At 39.2% G+C, this 1,272-nt stretch carries 2 protein-coding genes; both read right to left on the bottom strand.

Annotated elements, in window-relative coordinates; all coding sequences use genetic code 11:
- A partial coding sequence (locus AU511_RS16880) for a hypothetical protein (RefSeq protein WP_240503878.1) occupies nt 1–203 on the bottom strand: 203 nt, incomplete at its 3' end.
- A 133-nt stretch (nt 204–336) separates the two neighbouring features.
- Nucleotides 337–1,212 carry a formylglycine-generating enzyme family protein gene (locus tag AU511_RS16875; protein WP_094110365.1) on the bottom strand — a complete coding sequence of 292 codons (876 nt, stop codon included), beginning with the start codon at nt 1,210–1,212 and terminating at the stop codon, nt 337–339.
- Nucleotides 1,213–1,272 lie beyond the last annotated feature (60 nt).

Here is a 1,272-nt window from a genome sequence, read left to right as displayed (position 1 = left end):
CCTGCCTGAGTCAACATTTCGAAATTGAGCTCATCCAGAGCAATCTGCGCTTTCTTCTGATTTTCCAGCAACGCTGTCATTTTCAGCTGTACCTGTATGAGTAAGCGATTATCTTTTGCATCAACGCAAAGTAACGTTGCACTACCCGGGTGAAAATAAACCTGAGGACCATGCTCTCCGTTGACGACAGTGTTTTTACTCACGTTATCCAGACGACTTTTCTGACTAGCAGAATATTTTTATATGCCGTCCCGTTCCTCCTTACATAGCTTCGATATTCGATTCATATAAGCATCATTAGACTTAAAGTTAAAAAAAACCTGAAAATATGGATAATCATTTATTGATCACACACCGAAAAACACCATTGTCATAATCATGATCGTCTTCTGATTTTGGACTTGGTGGTGAAGATTGCCTAAACATCGTTAACGCGTATTGGTCATCCCCACCTACAGCTCCGCGTAGAACTTTCCTTTCTCCTTTGGCTGGCCCCTGAGGATTTTTGACTGGAGAATGTGAATAGTAATCTGATGAATACCTGTCATTGGTCCATTCTTTTCCACTTAATCCCATATCATAAAGGCCCAAAGGATTTGGTGGATATTTACCAACTGGATAAATTGGAAGCCCTAACCCACCAGTATATTTATCTAACTCATCATAAGTTGGATAATTTCTGCCACGCTCAATCTTTCCATTATCAGTTGCAAAGGGTAAATATTTGCCTTCTGAACGTGCGGCATACTCCCATTGAGCTTCTGTCGGTAAATCTATTTTTTTCCCTGACTGCGCCCCTAGCCATATACAATAATCCTTTGCTCGCTGCCAGGTAACACTCAAAGAGTAATCATCACTCAGAAGCATTGGAGAGTTCTTGGCAAGAATGTCAACAGGCGGGGAGGGTGTGCCTGTCACTTCCAGATATATTTTATAGTCGGCATTTGTGACCTTATATTTCGAGATCATAAAGCTTCCAAGAACGACCTTATGAAGTACTTTATCGTCCTGCTGAATACTAAAAGGTAATTTCTCTCCAACTAATGGACCAAAGTCTCCCATTAAAAAATCGCCGCCTTTAACACTCACCATGTTTGCAATTGATTTATCAATAAGTTTATTGGCTAATTCTGATTTTTTTGATGAACCATCACAAGCAACAATTGTGAAAACAAGGAGCAATAATGTTTTTTCTACATTTCTATTTTTCATTACTACCTGCCTTATGCCATTTGAGTATTAACATTGTGATGTTCATTAATCAATGCAATA

It is taken from the genome of Lonsdalea iberica (assembly GCF_002111585.1).
Classification (GTDB): domain Bacteria; phylum Pseudomonadota; class Gammaproteobacteria; order Enterobacterales; family Enterobacteriaceae; genus Lonsdalea; species Lonsdalea iberica.
Note: the sequence above shows the minus strand (reverse complement) of the source record. Positions and strands in the feature narration are given on the sequence as shown.

Excerpts from the sequence above, each read along its gene's own strand:
- AU511_RS16875 (WP_094110365.1), bottom strand. The coding sequence starts at position 1,212 with ATGAAAAATAGAAATGTAGAAAAAACATTATTGCTCCTTGTTTTCACA.